Genomic DNA, 25,974 nt, shown 5'->3' on the forward strand with positions numbered 1-25,974 from the left:
CTCGATGCCCAGGCCCGGCCTTAGGCTGTGTACGAAATTGTTTGAAACGCAGGTTAGGCAAGGCAAAAACCGGCGAGGAACGCCCGGGGTCGCGCCCGACTTGACTGGTTGTCAATGAGCATTCCGAGCCGGTTTTTAACGCCGCATAACCAAGTTTCAAGCGATCTCGTACATAGCCTAGAGGGTGCCGGCCTTTTTCCAGCTCAGATAGCGGCTGACCAGTTCGGCACCGAGCTCGCCCGGGCGGGCATCGAGCACCGGTACGCCGTGAGCGTTCAGCCGCTCATGCAGGTGGGCGCGGGCATTGAGGTAATCGACCGTGCCGCAGTAGGCGAGGGCCTCGTCCAGCGTCTGCACCGGGTTCTGGCATAGCTGGTCGAGGATTTCCTCGCGCAGGCTGGCCACCAGCACGCGATGCTGGCGACCCAGGCGCTTGACCGCCGTCAGCAACTCCTCGTCGTCCTCATCACGCAGGTTGGTGATCAGCACCACCAGAGCCCGGCGTTTCTGTCGGGCCAGGACCTGACTCACCGCCGCCTGGTAATCCGCCGGGCGCTGGCTGCTGTCCAGGTCGTAGACGGCATTGAGCAGCAGGTTGAGCTGGCCCTGGCCCTTGACCGGCGCGAGGAAGCGCGGCTGGTCGCCGGCAAAGGTGCTCAGGCCGACCGCATCGCCCTGGCGCAAGGCGACATGGCTGAGCAGCAGGCAGGCATTGAGCGCGTGGTCGAAATGCGCCAGTTCGCCATCCTGGCTGCGCATCCGGCGGCCGCAATCGAGCATGAAGATGATCTGCTGATCGCGCTCATCCTGATATTCGCGGGCAATCGGCGTGCGTTGCCGGGCGGTGGCCTTCCAGTCGATCTGGCGCAGGCTGTCACCCTCGCGGAATTCGCGCAACTGATTGAATTCCAGGCCCAGTCCGCGGCGCTGGCGTTGGCGCACCCCGAGCTGGCTGAGCCAGTTGTCCACCGCCAGCAGGCGTGCGCCGTAGAGGCGGGCGAAATCCGGGTAGACCCGGGTGGCGTCATCGAGCGCCAGATAACGCCGCCCGGACCAGAGCCCCAGCGGGCTCGGCAGCTGGATTTCGCAGCGTTCGAAGGTGAAATGCCCACGGCGTACGGGGCGCACGCGGTAGCCCAGCTCGCCCTTTTCCCCCGGCCGCAGGACGATGGACTGCGGCAGGTGCTCGAAGCCCAGGCCCTCGGGGACGTGGTCGAAGACCTGCAGCCGCAGTGCCTGCGGATAATCGTGCTGCAGCTCGATGCGGATCTCGCCCCAGCGACCCAGCGCCAGGCTGCCGGGTACCTGCCGTAACAGGCGTGGTGACGGCAGGCGCCGCAGCCGCGCGGCATCGAGCGAAGCCAGCAGCAACAGCGCCAGCAGCAGTCCCCAGCCAATCGAGTCGAGACTTTCCGGCAGTTCGACGGCGAGTGCCTTGAGCGAGCCGAGCAGGATGCCGAGCCCGAGCAGCACGCCCAGCCAGGTCAGCAGCAGTCGTGACGGTTTCATCGCGGGTGCCTGCTCACAGGCGTGGTGCCGGGACCTGGTCGAGCAGTTGCCGCAGCACCTGTTCGACCGACAGGCCTTCTATGTCCAGTTCCGCAGCGATACGCACCCGATGGCGCAAGACGGCCAGGGCACAGCCCTTCACATCGTCCGGGATCACGAACTCGCCACCGCGCAACAGGGCGCGGGCACGGGCGCCGCGCACCAGGGCGATCGAGGCGCGGGGGCCGGCGCCAAGGGTCAGGCCGGGCCAGCTGCGGGTGGCGCGGGCCAGGCGCACGGCATAGTCGAGGACCTGCCCGTCCAGCGGCAGGTCGCTGGCAATACGTTGCACGACCAGCACGTCCTTGGCCTGCAGCACGGTGCGCAGCGGCTGCACGTCGAGCATGTCGGCCCTGGTCGAGCGGGCGACCTGGCGGACCATCTCCAGTTCCTGCTCGGCATCGGGGTAGTCCATGCGCAGCTTGAGCATGAAACGGTCCAGTTCGGCCTCGGGCAACGGGTAGGTGCCTTCCTGTTCGATCGGGTTCTGCGTCGCCAGCACCATGAACGGCTGGGCGATGGGCAGTGCGCGTCCCTCCAGGGTGACCTGGCGCTCCTGCATGGCTTCGAGCAACGCCGCCTGGGTTTTCGCCGGGGCCCGGTTGATCTCGTCCGCCAGCAGCAGGTTGGTGAACAGCGGCCCCTTGCGCAGCTTGAACTGTTCGGTCTGCAGGTCGTAGACCGCGTGGCCGGTGACGTCGCTGGGCATCAGGTCCGGGGTGAACTGGATGCGCGCGAACTCGCCGCCGAAACAGCGGGCCAGTGCGCGCACCAGCAGGGTCTTGCCGAGTCCGGGAACGCCTTCGAGCAGGACGTGGCCACCGGCGATCAGCGCGGTGAGCACATCGTCGATCACCGCGTCCTGGCCGATCAGGGCCTTGCGCAGCTCATGGCGCACGGCCTGGACCAGTTGGCTGGCGCGGTGGCGCTGCTGCAGGGCATGGGCTTCGGCGTCGACCGGGGTCGACGGTTCCGTTGGATGTTCGCTCATAGGGCATTCCTGAGAGTTTGCAGGTGGGCGACCTGGCGGCTGAAGTCGGCGCTGGACAGCCGCTGTTTCGGCCGCGGGCGCAAGGCCTGGCTGATGGCGCTGGTGGGTTGGCGGGTCAGGCGGGCGAGCACCTGCCACTGGTCGGCGACGGCCAGTCGTTCGAAACCGGGGTGGCGCCTGCGGGCACGGCGCAGGATGTCCTGTTGCAGGACCCGCAGCAACGCCTGCTGGCCACTGCGGCGCAACAGGAAGTCGGCGCTGGCCCGCAGGTGTTCCTGCAATTGTCGACGAGCTTTCGGTGCCGGCGCCTGCAAGGGGCCATGACGCAGGCCGACATGCCACAGCCACAAGGCAATCAGCGCGGCGAGGGCCGTCAGCGCCTGGGGGAAGTAGCGCAGCAGCAGGCTGAAGAGACTGTCGTGGGCGGTGTTGAACAGCAGGGTGACGGCACTGTCCTGAGCCAGGTACCAGAGCAGCCAGGCGTTGTCGTAGCGGCCGATGGCGGCGTTGGTCCAGAGTTCGGCGTCGGTCAGTACGGTGACCGAGCCCAGGCCGTAATTCATCTGCATCAGATGGGTGGAGGTGGCGCTGTTGGCCCAGGATTGCACCAGGTTCTTCGGATCGGACAGATGGAAGGCGGTGTCGAAGCTGAAGTAGGCGGGGGCTTCTTCATCCTCAAGGTACATGCGGGTCAGTTTCGGGTAGTACGGGTCTTCGGGTTCCGGTCCGTCGCCCTTGAGGTCCCGGCTCAGGGTCTGGCGCAGTTGCACACGGTCCAGCAGCAGGTCACCGCTGCGTCCCAGTTTCGGGTCCCACAGCGCTTGGGCGACGAACAGCAGGCGTCCGCCGGCCCGTGCCCAGTTGAGCACCTGGTCGGCCTGGCGTGGGGTCATGTCCGAGCGATCGCCCAGCAGCATCAGGGTGTGGTGGCGCGGCTCGAGGTCCGGCAGGATGCGCAGATCGTTGGCATGGCTGACCGCGAGACCCCGCTCGCGCAGAAAGCTTTCCGCGGCGAGATAGGGATAGGCGCGGGCCTCGGGCGAGGGGCCATGGTCGATGACCACCTCATGGGGTTCCACCCGGTGATAGACGTACAGGCCCAGGCCGAGCAGCAGGCCGCCGATCAGTCCGGTGCCGAGCAACCAGGAGCGGCGCTTCATGGGCGCACCTGCGGGCCGAACAGCACGCGCCAGCCGTTGCACAACTGCTGTTGCAGGTGAGGCGGCGGCAGGTGGTGGCCGTAGGCGAGATTCTGCCAGTGGTCGGTGAGTTGCTGGCTGAAGGCCTGGAGTGCCGGTTGCTGCAGTTGCGCGACCCGTGCCAGGACCTGGCCCTCGGTGTCGGCGCTTTTCAGCGGCAGTTGGAAATCATGCAGCAGGCGGCTCAGCAGGCCGCGATAGAGCAGGCTCATGGCCTCGCGTGGCTGGCAGGGCCAGAGCGCTTCGGCGCTGGCGGCGATGTCCTCGGGCAGGCTGTCGACGCCCAGTTCGAGACCGAACAACTGCGCCGGGGCATCGCCCCGTGGTTTGGCCGGTGGCTTCGGGCGGCGGCTGACGAAGGTCTGCAGCCAGTCGCGGTAACGCCAGAGCAGCCAGGCGGTCAGGCCGAATACCGTGCCCCAGAGCAGCACCGACAGGCCATCGGCGAGTCGGCCGAAAGTGTGGCTGTCGAGCAGGCCAAGCAGGCTCTGCAGCCAGCCGGGAGCCGCCTTGGGGTGTGGTTCTTCGGGAGGTTGCGCCAATCGCCAGCGGGTGATGGTTTCCCGGTTCCTGAAAGGGGGCGCGTCCAGCAACCGGGTGATCGAGTCATGGGCCTGCTGACTGCTCAGCGGTTGTTGCAGCAGGCGCGGACTGTTCGGTGCTGGCGGTTCGGCGGCCAGGCTCGGGCTCGGACTGCCGATCAGCAGCAGGCCGCCGATCATCAGGCTGGCAATGGCCGGTGCCAGTCGCTGGCGCAGTTGGCGGAAGATCAGCTCGATGTCCCAGGCCTCCAGCACGGTGCGCCGGTTCAGGTAGAGGCTGAAGCCGCAGGCGACGTAGACCGGCTCCCAGGCAATCAGCACCAGGGCGTAGAACAGATTGGTCAGGTGCTCCAGCCACCACCAGTCGAATTGGGCGGCGAACACCACTTTCTGCCAGTCCCAGTCGAGTTCGACCTGGCGCGGCAGCAAGAGATAGAAGAGTGCCATGCAGCCGATCCACAGCACCGTTTCCAGATGCACGCCGATCAGCGTCAGCCAGTGGGCGCCACGGCTCGCCTGGGGCAGCAGGACGCGCAGGCGTTGCTGGCGGGCCTCGCCGCCGAGCCCTTCGAGCTGCTGCACGGGCAGGGTGAAGCTGCGGCTCATGCTCAGGCGGCGCCAGGTCAGGCTCGCCAGCAGTTGCGGCTTGAGCAGTCGGGGCCAGGCCTGCAGCGCCTGTTTCAAAGTCGGGGTGTCGCCGAACAGCGCCCTGGACAGGATGTGCAGCGGCAAGCGTTCGAAGGCCGGCTTGAGCCACCAGAACAGCAGTAGGGCAATCGACGGGTGTTCCCAGAACAGCAGGCTGAGCAGGGCGAAGACCGGCAGGGTGACGATCGCCCAACTGATCATCAGCAGGCCACGGTGTTGCCGTGCGAGCAGGATGCCCAGGTCCATGGCCTCCCAGGTGCTGCGCGGGCGGATCGCGACGCTGGCGTCAGTCAGGCGCATGGCGGTTCCGTCCGGCGCAGAGCAGATAGCCGCCGACCAGCAGCCACAGGCCGCCGCCCACCAGGTACTTCACCGTGTTCGTCGGCCGGGTCAGGGAGGACCAGTAGGCTTCGATGAAGGCGGCGATCAGCAGGAACAGGATGACCCCGGCAACCAGGCGAATACTGCTTTTCGCCGCCAGGCGCAGGGCTTCGCCGCGGGGCAGGCGGCCTGGCGCCAGCAGCGACCAGCCCAGTTGCAGCCCGGCAGCGCCGGCCAGGGCGATGGCGGTCAGCTCGAAGGCACCATGGCCGATGACGAAGGACCAGAAGGTCTGACCGAAACCGATCTGGGTCAGGTGGCCGGCCACTGCGCCGATCGTCAGGCCATTGAACAGCAGGAAGAACAGGCTGCCGAGGCCGAACAGCAGGCCGCCGGCGAAGGTCTGGAAGGCAATGCCGATGTTGTTCATGATGTAGTAGCCGAACATCGCCCAGTCCTCGCTGGAGGCCCGGGCGGCGGTGCGACCCAGTCGGCTGGCGTCGGGATCGTACATGCTCTGCATGTCGGCGACCTGCTGCGGGCTGACGACGCTATAGACCAGGTCCGGGAACAGGTAGACCAGTACGCCGGTCAGCAGCAGGCTGCCGAAGAACAGCAGGCAGGCCGCCAGGACGAACGGCCATTGCTGGCGCACCAGTCGGGGAAAATCGGCAAGGACGAAGCCCAGCAACTGGCCGCCCAGGCGGCTGCGATGCCGGTAGAGTTGCTGGTGCCCGCGCAGGGCCAGTTGCTGCAGCGGGTCGACCAGGTGACTGCTGTAGCCGCGTTCCCGGGCCAGGGCCAGTTGATGGCACAGCCGCCGATAGGCTGTGGGAAACTCCGTGCTCGCATCGGTCTTGGCCTTGCCGCGCTCGAGTTGCTCGAGCAGCTCGCCGAAACGTTGCCACTCGGGCTGGTGGCGGCTTTCGAACAGACCCTGTTTCATGTCGGCCCCAACAGGCCGCGGGCAATGCCGTTCAGCTCGCTCACCGCCAGCGACGGTGGCACCCGCAGTACCGGGGCCAGCAGGCTGGCCAGTTCCTCGACCCGCTCGGCGGACAGTTCGCCCTGGCGCTCGGCAAAGCTCAGCAGGGCCCGCTGCTCGTGCAGGCGCAGGGCGAATGCCGCGGTGCGTGGCATGGCATCAGGCAGGCTGGGGCGTTTCAACGCCTGTTCGCGGTAGATCACCAGGGTGCCGCCGGCCAGGTCACCGAGGCGCTTGAACGCCGGGTGCTGCAGGCAACTGAGTGCGCCCAGGCAGTAGCCGAACGGCAGCATGTCGACGAAGCGCAGCAGGTTGCGGGTCAGCGAGGCGGACCAGCCGATGGGCGTACCGTCGTCGTGCACCACCCGCAGCCCCATCAGTTGCTTGCCGGGCGAACGGCCCTGGTTGAGCACTTCGAACAGCACCATGTACCACCAACTGACCAGGAACAGCAGGATCGAGCCGAGTCCGGCGCCCAGCTTGTCCAGCAGCGCCAGGACCGACAGCAGCACCCCGAGGATCACGCCACGTACGCCCAGGTCGATGGCGAAGGCGACCGCCCGCGCCGGCAGGCCGGCCGGGCGCAGGGGCAGGTCGATACCCTCCGGGGTTTCGACCTGGTGACGGGTGTCCAGTGGCGTTGGCAGCGGTGCATTCCTTGTCAGGCGTGAAGTCTGGCACATGATCGGCATGTGGGCCGATCCTAGCCAGCGCTGGCGGGCTGCGCAACTGAACTCTTGCTGCGCGGCCCTGCAATCGCTTGTATGGATAAGTTGTGCCGTGCGTCTGGCCCAGCGGACGGTCGAGCGCCTAGACTGCTGCAGTCTTTTGTTCAGGAATCCGCCGTGACCTCCATCTTCTGGTACGACTACGAAACCACCGGGATCAATCCGCGCAACGATCGCGCCCTGCAGGTGGCAGGCATCCGTACCGATGCCGAGCTCAACGAGATCGATGAACCGGTCAACCTCTATTGCCGGCCCAGCGAGGACATCCTGCCTCATCCGGCGGCCTGCCTGATTACCGGTATCACCCCGGCCTGCTGGCCAGCCAGGGCCTGGACGAGGCCGATTTCATGACACGGGTGCACGCCCAACTGGCGCGGCCGGGGACCTGCGGCGCCGGCTACAACACCCTGCGTTTCGACGATGAGGTGACCCGCTACAGCCTGTATCGGAATTTCTTCGATCCTTATGCCCGCGAATGGCAGGGGGGCAACAGCCGCTGGGATCTGATCGACGTGGTGCGTACCGCCTATGCGCTGCGTCCGGAGGGGATCGTCTGGCCGCAGGAGGACGGGCGGGTGACCCTCAGGCTGGAGCGGCTGACCGCGGCCAACGGCATCGACCATGGTCATGCCCACGAGGCCCTCTCCGATGTGCGGGCGACCATCGCCCTGGCCCGGCTGATCCGGGAAAGGCAGCCGCGGCTGTATGACTGGCTGTTCCAGTTGCGCAGCAAGCAGCGTGTGCTCGATCAGATTCGCCTGTTGCAGCCCATGGTGCATATCTCCGGGCGTTTTTCCGCCGCCCGCAGCTACCTGGGGGTGGTTCTGCCGCTGGCCTGGCATCCACGCAACCGCAACGCATTGATCGTCTGTGACCTGCATGAGGATCCGCAGCCGCTGCTGGACCTCGATGCCGAGTCGTTGCGTCGACATCTTTATACCCGCCGCGAGGACATGGCCGAGGGGCAATTGCCGGTACCGCTCAAGTTGATTCATGTCAATCGCTGCCCGGTAGTGGCGCCGATGAATGTTTTGCGCGAGCCGGACCGGCAGCGCCTGCAACTGGATATGGCGCTTTATGAATCCCGGAGCCTGCGACTGAATGCCGCACAGGAAGTTTGGCGGGATAAAGTCCAGGCGATTTACGCGGCCGAGGATTTCACGCCCAGCGAGGACCCGGAGCAGCAGTTATACGACGGTTTTCTCGGTGACCGGGATCGTCGTTTATGTGAACAAGTCCGCAATTCCGGGCCCGAGCAACTGGCTCGCGATCAGTGGCCTTTCGATGATGAGCGCTTGCCTGAATTACTTTTCCGTTATCGCGCGCGCAACTTTCCCGGGAGCTTGAGTGAAGAAGAGCAACAGCGCTGGCAGAGGTTTTGCCGAGAGCGCCTGAGTGACGCCAGCCGGGGCGCGCCGAATACCCTGGAGCAATTTCGGCAGGCACTCGCCAGCAGTTTTTCCAATGCCACGGCGGAGCAGGCAAAAGTGCTCGACGAATGGCAGCATCATGCACAGTATTTGTGCGCTCGTTTTAACGTCTCGCTGGACTGAACAGGCCGGCAGGGGAAAACGAGTCAATAAAAAAACGCCAGCAAGCTGGCGTTTTTCTGACGGAGCGCGAGGCTCTACGACGGGTCTTTCGCTTAGCCCAGCAGAGTGGCCCAGCTTTCAACCACGTCACCACCCCACTTGGCTTTCCACTCTTTCAGAGTCTTGTGGTTGCCACCTTTGGTTTCGATGACTTCGCCGTTGTGCGGGTTCTTGTACTGCTTGACCTTGCGCGCACGCTTGGTACCGGTAGTTTTGACCGCGCCGCCACGTGGGGCTTTTTCCTTGGCGTGTGGGTCGAGGATCAGTTGGCAGTCGCGCAGCGACTTGCCGTACTTGGCCAGCAGGGCGCGCAGTTGCTCTTCGAACTCCATTTCCTTTTTCAGGGCGCCGTCTTTTTCCATCGCAGCCATCTGCGCTTGCAGTTCTTTGATAGCTTCTTCAGTGGCGCGATATTTGTTGATCAGGGACATGAGGACTACCTTATGTGATTCGTGTATGACAGGGACAGTGCTGTAATAGTAGTCAGACAATTTGCCTAAGTAAACAAGTAAGAGAATGTTTGTTGCATTTGATACTTTAAACTTTGTCGATTGCCGATGTGTGCCAGTTAGATGTTGTGCCCGGCTCCCCTGAAAATAGTCTGGCGCGTGGGAGGGCTGAACTATCGGAATTGCCACGGGGTCTGTAGCTGTATGCGTCCGGTGAGGCCCGGCCGGTGTGCTCTTGCAAGGAATACTGCAGTTTTGCCGCGCAATCGCTAGAATGGCCGCCTTTGCGAAGTTCTGGAGTTTCCCCCTCATGCGCACTTTCCGGCTGGTGATCGCTTGCCCCGACCGCGTTGGCATCGTTGCCAAAGTCAGTAATTTCCTGGCGTCCTACAACGGCTGGATCACCGAAGCGAGCCATCATTCCGATAATCAGAGCGGCTGGTTCTTCATGCGTCACGAAATTCGTGCCGACAGCCTGCCGTTCGGCCTGGAGGCTTTCCGCGAGGCGTTTGCGCCGATCGCCGAAGAGTTTTCCATGACCTGGCGTATCACCGACACCGAGCAGAAGAAACGCGTGGTGCTGATGGCCAGCCGCGAGTCCCACTGCCTGGCCGACCTGCTGCACCGCTGGCACAGCGACGAGCTGGACTGCGATATCGCCTGCGTGATCTCCAACCACGACGACCTGCGCAGCATGGTCGAATGGCACGGTATCCCCTACTACCACGTGCCGGTGAATCCGCAGGACAAGGCGCCGGCGTTCGCCGAAGTCTCGCGCCTGGTCAAGCACCATGAAGCCGATGTGGTGGTGTTGGCGCGCTACATGCAGATCCTGCCGCCGCAGTTGTGCCAGGAGTATGCTCACCAGGTGATCAACATCCACCACAGCTTCCTGCCGTCGTTCGTCGGTGCCAAGCCCTACCACCAGGCCTCGATGCGTGGGGTGAAGCTGATCGGCGCGACCTGCCACTACGTGACCGAAGAGCTGGACGCCGGCCCGATCATCGAGCAGGACGTGGTTCGGGTCAGCCACAGTGATAGTATCGAAGACATGGTGCGTTTCGGCCGCGATGTCGAGAAGATGGTGCTGGCCCGTGGCCTTCGTTACCACCTGGAAGACCGTGTGCTGGTGCACGGCAACAAGACCGTGGTGTTCTGATAGCCGTTTGATAGCCCGCTGGCGGGCCTGGAGGTTTGATCATGGGCGACCCACTCGACAAGGCCACCTCCAAGGCACCGCCGACCCTCGGTGAAGGCTGCCTCAGCCGTTACGACCCCGAGGCCATGAGCAGCGAGGACGGCACCGAGTTTCCCGGTGCCGCCGAACTCTGGCGGCAGATGCAGGAAGCCCCTGCAACCGACAAGCCCGCATCCTGAGCCCAGGCCTGTTCCCTTTCCGATATCCCCCTACCGAGCCCGATGCTGAGCTCAGGATTCCAGTGGCCAGGCATGCGATAGAAGGTTGCGTGCGCCGAGCCGGATTGAGCCTAAGCTGATAAGGCCTCTGCTCCCCAGGGGACGTGCGGTTCGTGCTGTCGAGCGTTTGCGGATCGATCCCCTCGTTTTCAGTTGGGCAGGCTCAAGAATCGATTGGGGGAGATGACATGAATGATGCTTCGCAGCTTGTGTTCGGCGCCGGCCCCGATGGTCTCGCCGTCGGCCAGGCCTTGCGCCTGGGCAATCGCCACGGTCTGATCGCCGGTGCGACCGGAACCGGCAAGACCGTCACCCTGCAGCGCCTCGCGGAGGCGTTCAGCGAGGCTGGCGTTGCGGTGTTCGCAGCGGATATCAAGGGCGATCTCTGTGGCCTCGGGGCTGCGGGCAACCCCCAGGGCAAGATTGCCGAACGGATCGCCGGCATGCCCTGGCTCGACTATAAGGCTGGGGGTTACCCACTGACCTTGTGGGATATCCACGGGCAGTCCGGTCATCCGTTGCGTACAACCCTGAGCGAGATGGGGCCGCTGCTGATCGGTGCCTTGCTGGAACTGACGGACAGCCAGCAGTCGGCATTGTACGCCGCCTTCAAGGTGGCCGATCGCGAAGGCTTGCTGTTGCTGGACCTGAAGGACCTCAAGGCCCTGCTCAATCATCTCAAGGAGCATCCGCAACTGCTGGGTGAGGACGCGGCCCTGATGACCACCGGCTCCAGCCAGGCGTTGCTGCGGCGCCTGGCCACCCTGGAGCAGCAGGGCGCCGAGGCCTTGTTCGGTGAGCCGGCCCTGCAACTGGAGGATATCCTGCAGCCGGCCGGCGACGGTCGTGGGCGGATTCATCTGCTCGATGCCAGCCGTCTGGTGCATGAGGCGCCCAAGGTCTATGCGACCTTCCTGTTGTGGCTGCTGGCGGAATTGTTCGAGCAGTTGCCCGAGCGTGGCGATGCCGACAAGCCGCTGCTAGCACTGTTTTTCGACGAAGCGCACCTGCTGTTCGCCGGAACCCCCAAAGCCCTGCAGGACCGCCTGGAGCAGGTTGTCCGGCTGATTCGCTCGAAGGGGGTCGGGGTATTCTTCGTCACCCAGTCGCCGGGTGATCTGCCCGACAGCATCCTGGCGCAGTTGGGTTTGCGTATCCAGCATGGCTTGCGTGCCTTCACCGCGCGGGAACAGAAGTCGTTGCGGGCCGTTGCCGAGGGCTTTCGTCCCAATCCGGCGTTCGATGCCTTGTCGGTGCTGACGGAACTGGGGATCGGCGAAGCGCTGGTGGGAACCTTGCAGGACAAGGGCACGCCGGCCATGGTCCAGCGCGTCTTGATCGCGCCGCCACAGTCGCGGATAGGCCCGTTGAACGGGGCCGAGCGAGCGGCGCTGATCGCCGGCTCGCCGCTGCTCGGTCGATATGACCGGCCCATCGATCGTGAGTCGGCCTATGAAATCCTCCTGGCTCGCAACACGCTGGGGGCGGAGCCTGTGTCTCCCATTGACAAGCCGGCTGGCGAAGACCCGAGCCTGGCGGACAAGGCGGGCGAGTTTCTCGGGTCGGTGGCCGGGCAGGCGCTCAAGTCCGCCGTGCGTCAGGCCGCCAATCAGTTGGGGCGACAACTGGTGCGCGGCTTGATGGGCTCGCTGCTCGGCGGCAGCAAGCGGCGCTGACGACTCAGGCCTTGGGGCGGGCGTGGCTGGCCAGGCGTTCGAGGGCGGCGCGCAGTTTCGGGTCGCTGATGCCCTCGGCCGTCTCCTGGATGGTTTGCGCCGCGTTGGCGGAGAGGTCCAGGGTGTGACCGGCGGCGCCCTGCTGGACGGTCGGTGGTTGCACCTTGAACAGGATACGGATCAGCCCGCTGAACACGTCGAAGGCCTGCAACTGCCGTTGCAGACGCTTCTGCTGGTAGCGCAGGCGGGTCGCCCAGTGCCCGTCGGTGACGATCAGCAACAGGGTGCCTTCACGCCACGACGCCACGTGACAGTGCTCGCGGGCAGCCGGCTGCAACTGGGTTTCCACCAGTCGCTGCAGGTGCGCGAGGCGCTGGGCGTGGCCGAAAATCGCCTTCAGCGGCTTGGCTTCGCGAAGCAGGACGGCGGGCGCCCGGGCCGGGAGAGGGCGAAATGCCATGATTTGGACACCTTAGGTAACAGAGCCGCCATGGTAGCAGAAACCGCCTGCACAGCCGGTCCCCATTGATGCGGGCCGGCTTTGCCCCTAAAGTCTGCACCCAAGTTCCGGGCTTGATGGCTTGAAGTTCGGGAAAAAGACCCTATTTTAGAGTGGCCCCGTAAAAGCGCTGTGCCAGTATCGTGGAATAACGCCACTTTTCTCACCACCGTTTCCGGGTAGAATACTCGTTCGCATGCGGCCATGAGGGCTGCTCGGGCGACTCTTGGGGCCGCCCTCCATCCCTATGTGTGGAAGAACCTGCCGATATGTTTGCGCCTTTGTTAAAGAAACTTTTTGGAAGCAAGAACGAGCGTGAAGTCAAACGCATGCTCAAGACGGTACAGATCGTCAATGCCTTCGAAGAGCAAATGGTGGCCCTTTCGGACGAGCAGTTGCGCGCCAAGACCGGAGAGTTCAAGGCCCGCATAGCCCAAGGTGAAACCCTCGACAAGATCCTGCCGGAGGCTTTCGCCGTTGCCCGTGAGGCCGGCAAGCGTGTCATGGGCATGCGCCACTTCGACGTGCAGTTGATCGGCGGCATGACCTTGCACGAAGGCAAGATCGCGGAAATGCGTACCGGTGAGGGTAAAACCCTGGTGGCAACCCTGGGTGTTTACCTCAACGCACTGTCCGGCAAGGGCGTGCACGTGGTGACGGTGAACGACTACCTGGCTCGCCGCGACGCCAACTGGATGCGTCCGTTGTATGAATTCCTCGGCCTGACGGTGGGGGTCGTCACCCCGTTCCAGCCGCCGGAAGAGAAGCGTGCCGCCTACGCCGCCGACATCACCTACGGCACCAACAATGAATTCGGTTTCGACTACCTGCGCGACAACATGGCGTTCAGCATGGAAGAGAAGTTCCAGCGCGAGCTGAACTTCGCCGTGATCGACGAAGTCGACTCCATCCTGATCGACGAAGCCCGTACCCCGCTGATCATTTCCGGCCAGGCCGAAGACAGCTCGCGGTTGTACACCGAGATCAACAAGCTGATCCCGCGACTGACCCAGCACGTCGAGGAAGTCGAGGGCGTGGTGACCCAGGAAGGTCATTTCACCATCGACGAGAAGACCCGCCAGGTCGAACTGAACGAGGCCGGTCACCAGTACATCGAGGAAATGCTCACCCAGGTCGGCCTGCTGGCCGAGGGCGAGAGCCTGTACTCGGCGCACAACCTGGGCCTGTTGACCCACGTCTATGCCGGCCTGCGTGCGCACAAGCTGTTCCACCGCAACGTCGAGTACATCGTGCAGGATGGCCAGGTGGTCCTGGTCGACGAGCACACCGGTCGTACCATGCCGGGCCGCCGCCTGTCCGAGGGCCTGCACCAGGCCATCGAAGCGAAGGAAAACCTGAACATCCAGGCCGAAAGCCAGACCTTGGCTTCGACCACCTTCCAGAACTACTTCCGTCTCTATACCAAGCTGTCCGGCATGACCGGTACCGCCGACACCGAAGCGTTCGAGTTCCATCAGATCTACGGTCTGTCGGTGATGGTGATCCCGCCGAACAAGCCGCTGGCGCGCAAGGACTACAACGACCTTGTGTTCCTGACTGCCGAAGAGAAGTACGCGGCGATCATTGCCGACATCGAGGAGTCCCTCAAGCAGGGCCGTCCGGTGCTGGTGGGTACCGCGACCATCGAGACCTCCGAGCACATGTCCAACCTGCTCAAGCAGAAGGGCATCGAGCACAAGGTCCTGAACGCCAAGTTCCACGAGAAGGAAGCGGAAATCATTGCCCAGGCCGGTCGTCCGGGCGCGCTGACCATCGCCACCAACATGGCCGGTCGTGGTACCGACATCCTGTTGGGCGGCAACTGGGAAGTCGAAGTCGCCTCCCTGGAAAACCCGACACCGGAGCAGATCGCGCAGATCAAGGCTGATTGGCAGAAGCGCCACCAGCAGGTGCTCGAGGCGGGTGGCCTGCAGGTGATCGCTTCCGAGCGTCACGAATCGCGGCGTATCGACAACCAGTTGCGCGGTCGTGCCGGTCGCCAGGGCGACGCCGGTTCCAGCCGCTTCTACCTGTCCCTGGAAGACAGCCTGATGCGTATCTTCGCCTCCGATCGGGTGAAGAACTTCATGAAGGCCCTGGGCATGCAGCCGGGCGAGGCGATCGAGCACCGCATGGTGACCAACGCCATCGAGAAGGCCCAGCGCAAGGTCGAAGGCCGCAACTTCGATATCCGCAAGCAACTGCTCGAGTTCGACGACGTCAACAACGAACAGCGTAAAGTGATCTATCACATGCGTAACACGTTGCTGGCTGCCGACAATATCGGCGAAACCATCGCCGACTTCCGCCAGGACGTGCTCAACGCCACCGTCAGCGCCCATATTCCTCCACAGTCGCTGCCCGAGCAGTGGGATGTGGCGGGCCTGGAATCGGCCATCGAGAGCGATTTCGGCGTGAAGCTGCCGATCCAGCAATGGCTCGACGAAGACGATCACCTGTACGAGGAAACCCTGCGCGAGAAGCTGCTCAACGAGTTGCTGGCGGCGTACAACGAGAAGGAAGATCAGGCCGGCGCCGAAGCCCTGCGCACCTTCGAGAAGCAGATCGTGCTGCGTGTGCTGGACGACCTGTGGAAAGACCACCTGTCGACCATGGACCACCTGCGTCATGGTATCCACCTGCGCGGTTATGCGCAGAAGAACCCGAAGCAGGAGTACAAGCGCGAGTCGTTCACCCTGTTCTCCGAACTGCTGGACTCGATCAAGCGCGACTCGATCCGCGTGCTCTCCCACGTTCAGGTGCGCCGCGAAGATCCGGCCGAAGAGGAAGCCCGCCTGCGTCGCGAAGCCGAGGCACTGGCCCAGCGCATGCAGTTCCAGCACGCCGAGGCGCCTGGCCTGGAAGCGTCGGAAGCCGAGCAGCAGGGTGAAGAGGTCGATGTCGCCCTGGCCACCGCACCGGTACGCAACGAACAGAAACTGGGCCGCAACGAACTGTGCTACTGCGGTTCGGGCAAGAAGTACAAACACTGTCACGGCCAGATCAACTAAGGTTTCTGCCGGACACTGAAACACCCGCGCCGCGACCGGCATCAGCCGTCGCGGCGTTTTTCCATTTGAAACACTGTCCGTTGTGGCGACAGTGCATATCACCTTGAGAGGAGCGCATTCATGGCTGTTGGTCTTGGTCCTTTGCCAACGTTGCACCCGGTCGCCGGTTTTGAACTCGGTATCGCCTCGGCCGGAATCAAGCGCCCCGGGCGCAAGGACGTGGTCGTGATGCGTTGTGCCGAAGGTTCCACGGTGGCTGGCGTGTTCACCCTCAATGCCTTCTGCGCGGCGCCGGTGATCCTGGCCAGGCAGCGCGTGCAGGGCACGGTACGTTACCTGCTGACCAACACCGGCAACGCCAACGCCGGCACCGGTGAGCCCGGCCTGGCCGCTGCCGCGCGCACCTGTGCCAAGCTGGCCGAGCTGGCGGGTGTCGATGCCGAGGCCGTGCTGCCGTACTCCACCGGGGTGATTGGCGAGCCGCTGCCGGTCGAGAAGATCGAGGGTGCCTTGCAGGCGGCCCTGGACGACCTGTCCGTGGACAACTGGGCCGCTGCCGCCACCGGCATCATGACCACCGATACTCTGCCCAAGGGCGCCAGCCGCCAGTTCCAGCATGACGGCGTGACTGTCACCGTGACCGGCATCAGCAAGGGCGCCGGGATGATTCGCCCGAACATGGCGACCATGCTCGGCTACATCGCCACCGATGCCAAGGTTTCCCGCGAAGTCCTGCAGAACCTGATGCTCGACGGCGCCAACAAGTCGTTCAACCGCATCACCATCGATGGCGACACCTCGACCAACGACTGCTGCATGCTCATCGCCACCGGTCAGGCCAACCTGCCGGAAATCACCGAAGCCAGCGGCCCGCTGTTCGCCGCGCTGAAACAGGCGGTGTTCGAAGTCTGCATGGAAGTGGCCCAGGCCATCGTTCGCGATGGTGAAGGTGCAACCAAGTTCGTCACTGTCGAAGTCAACGGTGGCGGCACCCACCAGGAATGCCTGGATGTCGGTTACACCGTGGCTCACTCGCCACTGATCAAGACCGCGCTGTTCGCTTCCGACCCGAACTGGGGTCGTATCCTGGCGGCGGTGGGGCGTGCCGGCGTACCGAACCTGGACGTGAGCAAGATCGACGTGTTCCTGGGCGAAGTGTGCATCGCCAGCCGTGGCGCTCGTGCCGCGACCTACACCGAGGAGCAGGGGGCGGCGGTCATGTCCCGTGAAGAAATCACCATCCGCATCGAGTTGGGCCGCGGTGACTGCAGCGAAACCATCTGGACCACCGATCTGTCCCACGAATACGTGAAGATCAACGCGGAATACCGTACGTAAGTACCCGCGTCCCTGTGGGAGTCATCGCGAATGGCTCCCACGGCTTGCCGGACGAGGCTGTTCAGCTTCGGTGGATGGCAGATTTATAGGAGCTTTCAGCGTGAAACGCGTACATGTGGCTGCGGCCGTTATTCGAGGCAACGATGGGCGGATCCTGATCGCCCGGCGTGCCGACTCCCAGCACCAGGGTGGCCTGTGGGAATTCCCTGGCGGCAAGGTCGAGGAGGGCGAAGCGGTCCAGGCGGCACTGGCCCGCGAGCTGCAGGAAGAGCTGGGCATCGTGGTGACCGAAGCCCGCCCGCTGATCAAGGTGCAGCACGATTATCCGGACAAGCAGGTGTTGCTGGATGTCTGGGAGGTTTCGGCCTTCACCGGCGAGCCTCACGGTGCCGAGGGCCAGCCACTGGCCTGGGTGACGGCGCGGGAATTGCCGAACTACGAGTTCCCGGCGGCCAACCAGCCGATCGTCGCCGCTGCCCGTTTGCCGGGCGAATACCTGATCACCCCGGATGGCCTGGAGACTGCGCAACTGTTGCAGGGCATCCAGAAGGCGATTGCCGGCGGCATCAGGCTGGTCCAGTTGCGTGCACCGAATGGTTTCGATCCCAAGTACCGCGATCTGGCGGTCGATGCGGTCGGGCTGTGTGCCGGCAAGGCGCAATTGATGCTCAAGGGGCCGTTCGAGTGGCTGGGGGATTTCCCATCGGCCGGTTGGCATATCACCTCCGCACAACTGCGCAAGTACGCGGCTGCCGGACGTCCGCTGCCCAGGGAGCGCTGGCTGGCGGCGTCCTGCCATGATGCCGAGGAGTTGGCATTGGCCGAGCAGATGGGCGTGGATTTCGTTACCTTGTCGCCGGTGCAGCCAACTCGGACCCACCCGGATGCGCAACCTCTGGGTTGGGAGCGGGCCGGACAACTGATCGCCGGTTTCAACAGGCCGGTGTATCTGCTGGGAGGGGTTGGCCCTGGTGATTTGCCGCAGGCCTGGGAAAGCGGTGCCCAGGGTGTGGCCGGCATTCGGGCGTTCTGGCCGGACTGAAGACACAAGCCGGATTTATCCGCGGATGGCCCTCGGGCCATGCTCCAGCAGTACCGGCGCATTCGCGGATAAATCCGGCTTCGACCGTTATCCCGCTTTCACAGGAAGATCGGGAGGGGATTGTCAGTGGGAAACCGGCTTCTTGGCCGCTTCCCACAGGACCTCGGCAATTTTCTCGCGTCGGGCAATCAGCCTGGCGGTGACGAAAAACAGATCCGACAGCCGATTGATGTAGGCCATGCCCACGCCGCCCAGCGGCTCCAGGGCATTGAGCTCCTGGCAGCGGCGTTCGGCACTGCGTGCCAGGCTGCGGCAGACGTGGGCCTGGGCAATCAGCATCGACCCGCCTGGCAGGATGAAATTCTCCAGAGGGCCGAGTTCTTCGTTCCAGCGGTCGATAACGGCTTCCAGCCGTTCGATTTCGCTCTTGTCCAGCGCCTGGTACTCCGGCATGGCCAACTCGCCGCCGAGGTCGAACAGCCGATGCTGGCAAGGCGCAAGCACCTCGATCACCTCCTCCAGTTCCGGGTGGATCACCACCAGTTCCGCCAGCCCCGCCAGGAGCAGCCCAAGCTGGCTGTTGAGGCTGTCGACCTCGCCGATGGCCTCGATCCGTGGATGGTTCTTGGGTACGCGACGACCGTCGCCCAGCCCGGTTTCGCCGGTGTCACCGGTCCTTGTATAAATCTTCGACAGGCGAAAACCCATGGTTACAACTCCGTTTTATTGAGTTCGGGAAGCAGGGCCTGGTTGCTGGCCAGCGGCAGGCGCAGGGTGAAGCAGGTGCCCTGGCCGGGAGTCGACTGCACTTCCATCTGGCCCTTGTGGTTGTTGGTGATGATGAAATAGGACACCGACAGTCCGAGGCCGGTGCCCTGGCCGATCTCCTTGGTGGTGAAGAACGGTTCGAAGGTGCGCTTGCGGATGCTTTCGGGCATGCCGATGCCATTGTCCTCGACCTGGATTTCCGCCCAGGGCGGATTCAGCCGGGTGCGCAGGGTGATGCGCCCCGGTTCGCGGTCGTCGTCACGCTGGTGGATGGCCTGGGCGGCATTCTTCAGCAGGTTCAGCAGCACTTGCTCCAGTTCGTTGGCGGTACCGGGCACCGGCCCGAGCAGCGGATCGAACTGGCGGATGATGGCCTGGCCCTTGAAGTCGAAGCCGATGGCCAGGTCGAAATCGTTACCGGCGATCTCCACGGCCTGGTCGATCAGCGCCGGCAGGTCGCAAGGCGCCATTTCCCGTTTGCTGCGCCGGCTGAAACTGAGCATGTGGGTGACGATCTTCGCCGCCCGTGCCCCGGCCTGCTGGATGCCGTCGAGCAACTGCGGCACTTCGCGGCTGGTGAGGTACTGGTTGACGGTGCCCAGGTCGATACCGGCCTGTTCGGCGTATTCGAGGTTTTTCGGCAAATCCGAGGACAGGCGCCGACGGATGTTCTGCACGTTGTGCAGGATCGCCCCCAGCGGGTTGTTGATTTCGTGGGCCATGCCGGCGGCCAGCCCACCGACCGAGAGCATTTTCTCCGACTGCACCATCATCTCTTCCAGGGACAGGCGCTGGGTGATGTCGTCGATCCGGATCACCACGCCGCGGCCGGCACCCCCCATCAGCGGGTAGAAGGTCAGCGCATAGTGGCGGGCTTCGTCGTCCTTGATCCAGGTGACCCGCTCGATCTTCGCCACGGTGTGCTGCTCGACGGTGTCCTTGAGTTGCGGCAGGAAGGGCTTGAGCGGTTCGAAGGCGAGGAAGATCGGCTGGTTCAGCGCTTCGTCCAGGCGGGTCCCGGAAAGCGCGCTGGCCTCCTGGTTCCACTGGGTGACGTACAGCTGTTCGTCGAGGGCGATCAGCGCCGAGGGCATGGAGTCGATGATGCTGTTGAGGTAGTTCTGAAAGCCCGTGAGTTTCTTCTCGATCTTGCTGCGGACCTGGACTTCGAGCTCGAGCTTGCGGTTGGTATGGCGGGTTTCTTCGGCCAGCCCCTGGGCCTGGTCGTAGGCCGCCTGAGACTCGTCGCGGGCGCGCTTGAGCTGCTGCTCGCGGGCTTCGATGCGCGAGAGCATGGTGTTGAAGGCTTCGGCCAGGCTGCCGATCTCATCGTGGTTGCCCCGTGATGCGCGCAGCGAATAGTTTTCTTCGCGGGTGACCTGGCGCGACAGTTCCTCCAGTTCATGGATGGGGCGGGTGATCAGTCGCTTGATCTGCCGGGCGATGATCAGCCACAGCAGCACGCTGAAGATCAGGATGCCGAGGCTGGCGGTCAGGGTACCGGTGTAGAAGGCCACCGGCAGTTCGCTGCTGGCCACCAGCAGCAGGTGCCCGGGCGCCTGCCCGGGACGGGGCATGTCGATGACCTGGTTGCTGCGAAACTCGGTCAGGCGCCAGGCCTCGACGTGCCGATAGCGTTCCGGCAATTTCAGGCGGTCGCTGTGTTGCAGTTGGGCCAGCCGCTCGCCCTTGCCGTCATAGATGGCGGCGGCCCGCAGGGGTGAATAGGTGTTGAGTTCCTTGAGCAGGGCTTCGGCGTTGTCCGGGGATTCCAGGGCCCGGCTGGCGAGGCTCGGGTTCGATACCAGCCGGCCAATGGTCTGCAGCGCCTGGGGGGCCATGCTTTCCTGGGAGATCCAGTAGGCGGCGCTGATGAAGGTCAGGTTGGCGACCAGCAGTACGGTGATCAGCAGTACCAGCAACGCGGCGAGGAGTTTCTGACCGACCGGGAGGTTTTCTAGGCGCTGGCGCAGGGGCATCACGGGTCCTGTCTGGCAAGGGGGGAGGAAGCGGCGGGCCTCGATCGGGCCTGACCGTCACTGAGTGTATCAAACCGTCGATTTTTGCCGCGGCTTTTGCAAAGGCGCGGATTGAACGCTTCGCAGCGATATGAGGGTAGCCCGACTGTCGATCAGTCGCTTGGCAAGCCGTGGCTGGCCAGGTGCGTGGTCAGCCGCTCGTGCAGTTGTTCCAGGTGCGGCAGGCTCAGCTGGTGGCGTGCCGCCGCCGCGCAGGCATAACCCAGCAGGTAGCTGATTTCGGTACGCCGACCGTGGGCGACATCCTGGTACATGGAGGAGTAGTTCGCGGCCGTGGCCTGTATCACTCGCTGCACTTCAGCGTGCAGGTCCTCGGCGGCCGCTGGCTGGCCGCAGCACTCCAGCAGTTCCGTCAGTTCGGCGCAGAGGGTGGCCACTTCGCAATGATGCTCGAGCAGGCCACCGTTGCGGCAGCCGTAGAGCACCGTCAACGGGTTGATGGCGCAGTTCAGCGCCAGCTTGCGCCACAGCCGGGTCAGGATCCGGGTGTTCCATTCGTGGGGGATGCCCGCCCGGGTCAGGTCTTCCAGCCACAGGGGCGGCTCGGGGTGGGCCGCATCGCCGAGCCAGGTGAAGCCATGGCCGGCGAACACCACCCGCCAGTCTTCCTCGCGAAACGCGCCTTCGGTACTGGAGGCGAAGAGGCAACGGACGCCCGGAGCCAGCGCCGCCACCGCATCCTGGCTGCCGAGGCCGTTCTGCAGCAGGATCAGCTCGGCATTGTCGCTCAGGCGCGGGAGCAGCCGGGCCACCGCGGCTGGCGCGTCGTAGGCCTTGCAGGCGACCAGCAGGCGGGTGATGGGTTCGTTGGCGTCGCCGGTCTCGGCGGGAATGGCGAACGACTGTGCCTGGCCCTGTTCCACCAGGGTCAGGCCGCCACTGGCCTCGTAGGCTGCCAGACGGGCCGGGTCGCGCAGGATCAGCCTGACCGGCAGCCCCGCCCGTGCCAGGCGTGCGGCCCACAGGCTGCCCAGGCTGCCGGCACCGAGGACATGCCAGGGGCTGCCCATCAGTCGCGGGCCGGCAGGCGCTTGGCGCTGACCACGCCGTCGGCATAGGACTGCGCCAGCAGTTGCGCGGCTTCATCGAACAGGGTCTGCTGGTCCAGGGGCAGGCACTTGCTGTCCAGGCCCACCAGGCTGATGCCGGCCTTCAGCTCGACAGGCCCCTCGTTGGTCATGAACGGCTTGAGATTCAGGCCGTCATACAGGCGCTTGAAGCTGCTCGGGGCGCAATCGCGCAGGTCGGGCGGCATGGTCATGAGCACGAAATGCTGGTCATCCAGGCGTGCCAGCACATCCAGCGGCCGCACCAGTTGCTGCAGGCGGCGGGCGATGCCTTGCAGCAGCTCGTCGTAGAAGTCGATGCCATACTCGCGCTGCAGCTCGCCCGCCTGCTGGACACCGATCAGCAGGTAACAGATGGCACCGCCACGGGCCTGCACCTGGCGCAGGCTGTCGGTCAGCTTCTGGCGCAGGTAGCGGGAGTTGCCCAGGCCCGTCAGGGAGTCGACGAGGTTGCGCTGTTCGAGGCTGGCAATGTTCTGGCGCAGCAGGCGGTTTTCCTGGCGCAGGCGCTGCAGGGTGCTGCACTGGCGATCGGCAGCCAGTACGCGGGTCAACAACAGGCGCTCGATATCTTCCGGGGCGATCAGGTCGTCGATGTCGTTGGGCGAAGCATCATCGAGCAGAGCGAGCGGCGCTTGCGAACTGATCAGCAACACATAGGTGTAGTGATCGTTCATCTCGTCGCGCTGCCTGACCTTTTCCGCCAGCTTCAGCCCGGACTCGCCGGCGCAGACCACCACGCTGGCGGCACGCTGGTCGATCTGTTCCAGGGCCAGGATCGCGTCGTTGGCCTGGCGTATGTCCTGATATCCCGCACGCTGGAGGCTGCTGCCAAAGGCGCTGCTCACCAGATGATCATCACTCACCAGCAAAATGCTCAGGTCCGGGTTAGGCATGGGGGGCTCTTAAGTGAATGAGTGGGAGGAAGAACCGTTATAATGCTGGCGGATTTTAACCGTCAAACCCGGCGCGCTCCATCGGTATCGGGCGCGCCAAGATTAAATTTGGAGAAATCGCATGCCGTCGTTCGACGTGGTATCCGAACTGGACAAACACGAAGTCACCAACGCCGTCGAGAACGCCGTCAAGGAGCTGGACCGTCGTTATGACCTCAAGGGCAAGGGCTCCTTCGAGTTCAAGGACAAGGAACAGACCGTCAGCATGACGGCCGAGGCCGAGTTCCAGCTGGAGGCGATGCTGGAGATCCTGCGCATGGCCTGGTCAAGCGCAAGATCGATGTGAAATGCCTGGAGGTCAAGGATGCCTACGCTTCCGGCAAGGTGATGAAGCAGGAAGCGACCTTCAAGGAAGGCATCGACAAGGAGATGGCGAAGAAGATCGTCGCGCACATCAAGGATTCCAAGCTGAAGGTGCAGGCGGCCATCCAGGGTGAGCAGGTCCGCGTCACCGGCAAGAAGCGTGACGACCTGCAGGAAGCCATTGCCAACCTGCGGGCCAAGGAATTCGACCTGCCGCTGCAATTCAACAACTTCCGCGACTGATACGGTCCGCCAGGGAACCTCTGGAAGTTATCGGCGTCGGAGGGCCCAGGCGCGGCAGAAACGGTTGAGCCCGTGGGGTATCGATCGTTTCACCGGGCAATCGCACGATAACAGGAGAGAACAATGGATCTGAACGCGGAAATGGATCATCTCATCAAGGCTTCCCAGGCCTGGATACCGATGATCATGGAGTACGGCAGCCGGGTGCTGCTGGCGATCGTCACCCTGGCCGTGGGCTGGTGGCTGATCAACAAGCTGACCGCCAAACTGGGCAAGCTGCTGGCCTTGCGCAATGCGGATCTGGCGTTGCAGGGCTTCATCAGCAGTCTCTCGAACATCGCCCTCAAGGTCATGCTCAGTATCAGTGTGGCGTCGATGATCGGCGTGGCGACCACGTCGTTCGTGGCCGCGATCGGTGCCGCGGGCCTGGCCATCGGCCTGGCGTTGCAGGGCAGCCTGGCGAACTTCGCCGGCGGGGTGCTGATCCTGATGTTCCGGCCGTTCCGCATCGGTGACACGATCACCGCGCAAGGCATTACCGGTACCGTCGACAACATCCAGATCTTCCACACCATCCTGCGCACCGGCGACAACCAGACGGTGATCATGCCCAACGGCAACCTGTCGAACGGCATCATCACCAACATCAACCGCCAGGCCACGCGCAAGGTGGTGTTCGATGTGGGCGTGGATTACGAAGCCGATCTGCAGAAGGCCCGCGAAGTGTTGCTGGAGCTGGCCAAGGACGAGCGCGTACTCGCCGACCCGGCGCCGGCGGCGGTGGTCTCGGCGTTGGGCGACAGTTCTATCACCGTTTCCCTGCGGGTGTGGACGAAGACCTCCGATTACTGGGACCTGATGTTCAAGTTCAATGAGCATGCACGGGATCGCCTCAAGGAAGCCGGAATCGATATTCCGTTTCCACAGCGGGTCATTCGGGTGATGCAGGAAACGTCGGTTAAATAAGCTGGCCCATATCTGCGCGAGCAGTCCGGTATCAATGAAAGGGACCCCAAGAGGGTCCCTTTTTATTGTTAGCATTTTAATGAAGGCTTCGGGTGGTGTATTTCTGGCTGGCGCCGAGTGGTATGGGGGAAGATAAGTACCGGAAACAGCTGTGCATTCAAAGCGTTGTTTTTGTTAGCTGGCTATTCAGTAGTTAGCGATGGTTTTCTTTTCCACAGGCAATAAAAAGGCCCATCACAAGGATGGGCCTTTCTTCAAGCGAGTATCGCTGATTACTTCTTGGCGATAGCCATCAGGTCGAGTGGGTACTCGGTGATCAGGCGGAACTCGTTGATGTTTCCTTCAGCCTGGTCGGCGTTGCCACGATGCCAGGCTTGGCGAGCGCGGAAGGACAGATCCTTGAGCGGGCCATTCTGAACTACGTACTTGGCTTCCAGGTTGATTTCGTTGTGGTGACCGTCTTCGCCGTAGCCATAAGCACGGTATGGGCTGTCAGCGGCCATTTTGGTGCCGTCGATGCCTTCACCGTGGACGTAACGGGTCATGAAGCTCAGGCCAGGAACACCGTACTTGGCCATTTTCAGGTCGTAACGAGCCTGGACGGAGCGCTCTTCCGGACCGTTGAAGTCGGAGTACTGAATCGAGTTCGCCAGGAAGATCGAGTCGCCGCCGCGGTTGTTGTTACCCACACCGACGTAGTCGAATGGCGTATCGCCGTGGACTTTCTGGTAGGCCAGGGTAAAGGTGTGCGCCTCCAGGAAAGAGTACGCGGCTGCCAGCGAGTAGGTGGTGTTGTCGATCTTGCCTGCTTTGGCGGAACCGGTGTCGGTGGTGCGGTACAGGTTGAAGTCGAAGTTCAGGGACTGGTCGCTAGCCAACGGAAGGGTGTAGTTCGCGTTGGTGTAGTACTGGTTCCAGGTGTCCTTGAACTTGGCACCGTACAGGGAAACGGTCAGGTTCTCGTTGATCCCGTACTTGCCACCTACGTAGTCGGCTGCAGAAACCTCGGTACCGGCATACTGGGTCCACAGGCGACCGTCCATTGCGGTTTTATCCTGGCTGCTGGCTGCGTAGAAGTGGCCTGCTTCCAGGTCCAGATCCTTGATCTCGCTGCTCTGCAGTTGGAAGCCACGAGCGGTCTGTTGGAACAGACGGCTGCCGCCCACTGCGAATACTGGAGCGGTGCTAGGCTGCTGGTCACCGAATTTCAGTTCGGTTTTGGATACGCGAACAGCGACGGCTGCGCCGGCTTTGCCGAAGCTGCTGTTGTTGTCGCCATTGGCGGAACGGCTGATGTTGCCCGAACCCGACTCCGAGTCTTTACCGCTCAGCAGGTAGCCGGCGTCGCCGAAGCCTTCAACTTTCACACCGACAGTACCCTGGGTGTAACCAGAGCTGAATTTGCCCAGGAAGCCTTGGGTCCAGTCTTCCTGGTCGTTGGCACCGGCCTTGCGGTCACGGTTGAAGTAGTAGTTCTTCAGAACCACACCTGCCGAAGCGCCTTCAACGAAACCCTTGGCATCGGCCTGGTCGGTCACGAAAGGTTCAGCCATTGCCAATTGAGTGCCTGCTGCCGAAACGGCCAGGGCGATCATGCTCCACTTCATCACGCGCATCGTGATTTGCTCCTTTGGTTTTTAGGAAGAG

Annotated in this window: 20 protein-coding genes and 2 pseudogenes; 9 read left to right on the forward strand and 13 right to left on the reverse strand. The window is 63.5% G+C overall.

Translation table 11 applies throughout. From position 1 onward, the window contains the following. Nucleotides 1–177 precede the first annotated feature (177 nt). Genes ACZ5KU_RS07410 through ACZ5KU_RS07435 form a run of 6 tightly spaced genes read right to left on the reverse strand, consistent with a single transcriptional unit; the run spans nucleotide 178 to nucleotide 6,917 of the window. Entirely contained in the window at nucleotides 178–1,509 is a 1,332-nt protein-coding gene (locus tag ACZ5KU_RS07410; protein ID WP_416772208.1) for a DUF58 domain-containing protein, read from the reverse strand. A 13-nt stretch (nucleotides 1,510–1,522) separates the two neighbouring features. After that, nucleotides 1,523–2,539, reverse strand: coding sequence for an AAA family ATPase (locus ACZ5KU_RS07415; RefSeq protein ID WP_054063990.1), 1,017 nt, complete (start codon nucleotides 2,537–2,539; stop codon nucleotides 1,523–1,525). Continuing rightward, the gene (locus ACZ5KU_RS07420) at nucleotides 2,536–3,699 is read right to left on the reverse strand and encodes a DUF4350 domain-containing protein (protein ID WP_464736976.1); all 1,164 of its coding nucleotides are present in this window, start codon (nucleotides 3,697–3,699) and stop codon (nucleotides 2,536–2,538) included. The genes ACZ5KU_RS07415 and ACZ5KU_RS07420 overlap by 4 nt, the downstream gene beginning before the upstream one ends. Beyond that, nucleotides 3,696–5,228: a DUF4129 domain-containing protein gene (locus tag ACZ5KU_RS07425; RefSeq protein ID WP_464736977.1), complete on the reverse strand. Its 1,533-nt coding sequence runs from the start codon at nucleotides 5,226–5,228 to the stop codon at nucleotides 3,696–3,698. Before ACZ5KU_RS07425 ends, ACZ5KU_RS07420 begins: the two co-directional genes overlap by 4 nt. Next, complete coding sequence (locus ACZ5KU_RS07430; protein ID WP_464736978.1) at nucleotides 5,215–6,195, reverse strand: stage II sporulation protein M; 981 nt, start codon at nucleotides 6,193–6,195, stop codon at nucleotides 5,215–5,217. Before ACZ5KU_RS07430 ends, ACZ5KU_RS07425 begins: the two co-directional genes overlap by 14 nt. Continuing rightward, nucleotides 6,192–6,917, reverse strand: coding sequence for an RDD family protein (locus ACZ5KU_RS07435; protein ID WP_054064103.1), 726 nt, complete (start codon nucleotides 6,915–6,917; stop codon nucleotides 6,192–6,194). Before ACZ5KU_RS07435 ends, ACZ5KU_RS07430 begins: the two co-directional genes overlap by 4 nt. A gap of 162 nt (nucleotides 6,918–7,079) precedes the next feature. Here ACZ5KU_RS07435 and sbcB point away from each other — a divergent pair. Next, nucleotides 7,080–8,515, forward strand: a pseudogene (sbcB, locus tag ACZ5KU_RS07440) (exodeoxyribonuclease I). 92 nt (nucleotides 8,516–8,607) lie between these two features. Here sbcB and mvaT read toward each other — a convergent pair. Continuing rightward, entirely contained in the window at nucleotides 8,608–8,985 is a 378-nt protein-coding gene (gene mvaT / locus ACZ5KU_RS07445; RefSeq protein WP_054061133.1) for a histone-like nucleoid-structuring protein MvaT, read from the reverse strand. Between the two features lie 328 nt (nucleotides 8,986–9,313). On the opposite strand from mvaT, the gene purU reads away from it, so the two are divergent. The 3 genes from purU to ACZ5KU_RS07460 all read left to right on the forward strand — a co-directional run bounded on the left by purU (nucleotide 9,314) and on the right by ACZ5KU_RS07460 (nucleotide 12,095). After that, nucleotides 9,314–10,162, forward strand: a complete 849-nt coding sequence (gene purU / locus ACZ5KU_RS07450) for a formyltetrahydrofolate deformylase (protein WP_054061143.1) — start codon at nucleotides 9,314–9,316, stop codon at nucleotides 10,160–10,162. 41 nt (nucleotides 10,163–10,203) lie between these two features. Further along, nucleotides 10,204–10,380: a hypothetical protein gene (locus ACZ5KU_RS07455; protein WP_192842815.1), complete on the forward strand. Its 177-nt coding sequence runs from the start codon at nucleotides 10,204–10,206 to the stop codon at nucleotides 10,378–10,380. Between the two features lie 227 nt (nucleotides 10,381–10,607). Beyond that, the gene (locus ACZ5KU_RS07460) at nucleotides 10,608–12,095 is read left to right on the forward strand and encodes a helicase HerA-like domain-containing protein (protein ID WP_464736979.1); all 1,488 of its coding nucleotides are present in this window, start codon (nucleotides 10,608–10,610) and stop codon (nucleotides 12,093–12,095) included. 4 nt (nucleotides 12,096–12,099) lie between these two features. Here ACZ5KU_RS07460 and ACZ5KU_RS07465 read toward each other — a convergent pair whose 3' ends face one another. After that, entirely contained in the window at nucleotides 12,100–12,555 is a 456-nt protein-coding gene (locus ACZ5KU_RS07465) for a DUF721 domain-containing protein (RefSeq protein ID WP_054061135.1), read from the reverse strand. A gap of 308 nt (nucleotides 12,556–12,863) precedes the next feature. Here ACZ5KU_RS07465 and secA point away from each other — a divergent pair, with 308 nt between their 5' ends. From secA to ACZ5KU_RS07480, 3 genes are all read left to right on the forward strand, one after another. Continuing rightward, nucleotides 12,864–15,605 carry a preprotein translocase subunit SecA gene (gene secA, locus ACZ5KU_RS07470; protein WP_273819271.1) on the forward strand — a complete coding sequence of 914 codons (2,742 nt, stop codon included), beginning with the start codon at nucleotides 12,864–12,866 and terminating at the stop codon, nucleotides 15,603–15,605. A 120-nt stretch (nucleotides 15,606–15,725) separates the two neighbouring features. Continuing rightward, nucleotides 15,726–16,943 (forward strand): bifunctional glutamate N-acetyltransferase/amino-acid acetyltransferase ArgJ, encoded by a 1,218-nt coding sequence (gene argJ, locus ACZ5KU_RS07475; RefSeq protein ID WP_054063997.1) that lies wholly within the window; start codon nucleotides 15,726–15,728, stop codon nucleotides 16,941–16,943. 100 nt (nucleotides 16,944–17,043) lie between these two features. After that, complete coding sequence (locus ACZ5KU_RS07480; RefSeq protein ID WP_464736980.1) at nucleotides 17,044–17,985, forward strand: Nudix family hydrolase; 942 nt, start codon at nucleotides 17,044–17,046, stop codon at nucleotides 17,983–17,985. Between the two features lie 123 nt (nucleotides 17,986–18,108). Here ACZ5KU_RS07480 and ACZ5KU_RS07485 read toward each other — a convergent pair whose 3' ends face one another. The 4 genes from ACZ5KU_RS07485 to ACZ5KU_RS07500 form a co-directional block, all read right to left on the reverse strand. Further along, nucleotides 18,109–18,693 carry a cob(I)yrinic acid a,c-diamide adenosyltransferase gene (locus ACZ5KU_RS07485; RefSeq protein ID WP_054061139.1) on the reverse strand — a complete coding sequence of 195 codons (585 nt, stop codon included), beginning with the start codon at nucleotides 18,691–18,693 and terminating at the stop codon, nucleotides 18,109–18,111. 2 nt (nucleotides 18,694–18,695) lie between these two features. Further along, the gene (locus ACZ5KU_RS07490) at nucleotides 18,696–20,732 is read right to left on the reverse strand and encodes a sensor histidine kinase (protein ID WP_054063999.1); all 2,037 of its coding nucleotides are present in this window, start codon (nucleotides 20,730–20,732) and stop codon (nucleotides 18,696–18,698) included. Between the two features lie 152 nt (nucleotides 20,733–20,884). Further along, nucleotides 20,885–21,802, reverse strand: coding sequence for a putative 2-dehydropantoate 2-reductase (locus ACZ5KU_RS07495; RefSeq protein WP_464736981.1), 918 nt, complete (start codon nucleotides 21,800–21,802; stop codon nucleotides 20,885–20,887). Continuing rightward, nucleotides 21,802–22,755, reverse strand: coding sequence for a GGDEF domain-containing response regulator (locus tag ACZ5KU_RS07500; protein WP_054056512.1), 954 nt, complete (start codon nucleotides 22,753–22,755; stop codon nucleotides 21,802–21,804). Before ACZ5KU_RS07500 ends, ACZ5KU_RS07495 begins: the two co-directional genes overlap by 1 nt. Nucleotides 22,756–22,876: 121 nt before the next feature. Between ACZ5KU_RS07500 and ACZ5KU_RS07505 the strand changes: the two are divergent. Together ACZ5KU_RS07505 and ACZ5KU_RS07510 are read left to right on the forward strand one after the other, a co-directional pair. Beyond that, nucleotides 22,877–23,361 (forward strand): annotated as a pseudogene (locus tag ACZ5KU_RS07505) (YajQ family cyclic di-GMP-binding protein). A gap of 123 nt (nucleotides 23,362–23,484) precedes the next feature. After that, nucleotides 23,485–24,327: a mechanosensitive ion channel family protein gene (locus tag ACZ5KU_RS07510; RefSeq protein WP_464736982.1), complete on the forward strand. Its 843-nt coding sequence runs from the start codon at nucleotides 23,485–23,487 to the stop codon at nucleotides 24,325–24,327. Between the two features lie 272 nt (nucleotides 24,328–24,599). Here ACZ5KU_RS07510 and ACZ5KU_RS07515 read toward each other — a convergent pair whose 3' ends face one another. Continuing rightward, a complete protein-coding gene (locus tag ACZ5KU_RS07515; RefSeq protein ID WP_416772226.1) occupies nucleotides 24,600–25,943 on the reverse strand; it encodes an OprD family porin in 1,344 nt (447 codons plus the stop codon). Nucleotides 25,944–25,974: the final 31 nt, after the last annotated feature.

The sequence above is a fragment of the Pseudomonas sp. Tof1 genome (assembly GCF_055390395.1).

What these genes read in the sequence shown, in the direction of transcription:
- ACZ5KU_RS07455 (WP_192842815.1), top strand. Translation starts at nt 10,204, where the DNA reads ATGGGCGACCCACTCGACAAGGCCACCTCCAAGGCACCGCCGACCCTC.
- ACZ5KU_RS07415 (WP_054063990.1), bottom strand. Translation starts at nt 2,539, where the DNA reads ATGAGCGAACATCCAACGGAACCGTCGACCCCGGTCGACGCCGAAGCC.
- ACZ5KU_RS07430 (WP_464736978.1), bottom strand. Translation starts at nt 6,195, where the DNA reads ATGAAACAGGGTCTGTTCGAAAGCCGCCACCAGCCCGAGTGGCAACGT.
- ACZ5KU_RS07435 (WP_054064103.1), bottom strand. Translation starts at nt 6,917, where the DNA reads ATGTGCCAGACTTCACGCCTGACAAGGAATGCACCGCTGCCAACGCCA.
- mvaT (WP_054061133.1), bottom strand. Translation starts at nt 8,985, where the DNA reads ATGTCCCTGATCAACAAATATCGCGCCACTGAAGAAGCTATCAAAGAA.
- ACZ5KU_RS07425 (WP_464736977.1), bottom strand. Translation starts at nt 5,228, where the DNA reads ATGCGCCTGACTGACGCCAGCGTCGCGATCCGCCCGCGCAGCACCTGG.
- ACZ5KU_RS07420 (WP_464736976.1), bottom strand. Translation starts at nt 3,699, where the DNA reads ATGAAGCGCCGCTCCTGGTTGCTCGGCACCGGACTGATCGGCGGCCTG.
- ACZ5KU_RS07465 (WP_054061135.1), bottom strand. Translation starts at nt 12,555, where the DNA reads ATGGCATTTCGCCCTCTCCCGGCCCGGGCGCCCGCCGTCCTGCTTCGC.
- ACZ5KU_RS07500 (WP_054056512.1), bottom strand. Translation starts at nt 22,755, where the DNA reads ATGCCTAACCCGGACCTGAGCATTTTGCTGGTGAGTGATGATCATCTG.
- ACZ5KU_RS07490 (WP_054063999.1), bottom strand. Translation starts at nt 20,732, where the DNA reads ATGCCCCTGCGCCAGCGCCTAGAAAACCTCCCGGTCGGTCAGAAACTC.
- ACZ5KU_RS07485 (WP_054061139.1), bottom strand. Translation starts at nt 18,693, where the DNA reads ATGGGTTTTCGCCTGTCGAAGATTTATACAAGGACCGGTGACACCGGC.
- argJ (WP_054063997.1), top strand. Translation starts at nt 15,726, where the DNA reads ATGGCTGTTGGTCTTGGTCCTTTGCCAACGTTGCACCCGGTCGCCGGT.
- ACZ5KU_RS07515 (WP_416772226.1), bottom strand. Translation starts at nt 25,943, where the DNA reads ATGCGCGTGATGAAGTGGAGCATGATCGCCCTGGCCGTTTCGGCAGCA.
- ACZ5KU_RS07510 (WP_464736982.1), top strand. Translation starts at nt 23,485, where the DNA reads ATGGATCTGAACGCGGAAATGGATCATCTCATCAAGGCTTCCCAGGCC.
- purU (WP_054061143.1), top strand. Translation starts at nt 9,314, where the DNA reads ATGCGCACTTTCCGGCTGGTGATCGCTTGCCCCGACCGCGTTGGCATC.
- secA (WP_273819271.1), top strand. Translation starts at nt 12,864, where the DNA reads ATGTTTGCGCCTTTGTTAAAGAAACTTTTTGGAAGCAAGAACGAGCGT.
- ACZ5KU_RS07460 (WP_464736979.1), top strand. Translation starts at nt 10,608, where the DNA reads ATGAATGATGCTTCGCAGCTTGTGTTCGGCGCCGGCCCCGATGGTCTC.
- ACZ5KU_RS07410 (WP_416772208.1), bottom strand. Translation starts at nt 1,509, where the DNA reads ATGAAACCGTCACGACTGCTGCTGACCTGGCTGGGCGTGCTGCTCGGG.
- ACZ5KU_RS07495 (WP_464736981.1), bottom strand. Translation starts at nt 21,802, where the DNA reads ATGGGCAGCCCCTGGCATGTCCTCGGTGCCGGCAGCCTGGGCAGCCTG.